Genomic DNA, 933 nt, shown 5'->3' with positions numbered 1-933 from the left:
CTGACGGCCGCCGTGGCGGGCCAGACGCCACAGCCCGCCCTTGCCGGGGCGGCGGTGTTCATTCTTGTGGGCGCATTGGCCAAATCGGCCCAGATTCCGTTCCAGACATGGCTGCCCGACGCCATGGCCGGGCCCACGCCCACTTCAGCCCTGATCCATGCCGCCACCATGGTAACGGCGGGGGTCTACCTGATCGCGCGGCTGCATGTCCTGTTTGCCGCCGTCCCGGCGGTCATGACGCTTGTGGCCGCGATCGGCGCGCTCACGCTTCTCATGGCGGCCTGCACGGCGCTGGTGCAGTCCGATCTCAAGCGTATTCTGGCATGGTCCACCATAAGCCAGCTTGGCTACATGTTTCTCGCGCTGGGATGCGGGGCGTGGCAGGCCGCGCTCTTTCACCTGATGACCCATGCCTTTTTCAAGGCGCTGCTCTTTCTCGCGGCGGGGGCCGTCATCATGCGCGTCGATCATGAACAGGATATTTTCCGCATGGGGGGGCTGCGCCATACTCTGCCGGGCATTACCGCCGCCTTTGTGGCCGGGGCGTCCGCGCTGGCGGGGCTGCCACTGGTTACGGCGGGATTTTACAGCAAGGAAATGATCCTGAGCGATGTGTGGAACGCCCGGCTTGAGCTTACGCCCCATGCCGTCATGTCCGGGCACATCATGTGGGCGGTGGCGCTGACAGGTGCGTTCCTGACCGCGCTTTACATCTTCCGCTGCGTTTTCATCGTCTTTTTCGGGGATGCGAAAACCCCCGTCACCCACGGCCGGACACCTGGCTCATGGCCATTCCGCTTGCCTGTCTCAGCGTGCTTTGCGTGGTGGGTGGCGTCATTGAAATGCCGGACCCCATTGCGCCCGTGCATCTGTTTTCAGCACTGCTTTCCCCCGGCGCGCCGCCACCCTCCGCGCATGCGCCCGCATGGCTTA

General features: G+C 64.5%; 1 pseudogene. It reads left to right on the top strand.

Annotated elements, in window-relative coordinates:
* Positions 1-933 (top strand): annotated as a pseudogene (locus tag JCM25156_RS26085) (proton-conducting transporter transmembrane domain-containing protein); the annotation flags it as partial.

The organism is Komagataeibacter kakiaceti JCM 25156 (assembly GCF_000613305.1).
This window is presented reverse-complemented; position numbering and strand designations above follow the sequence as displayed.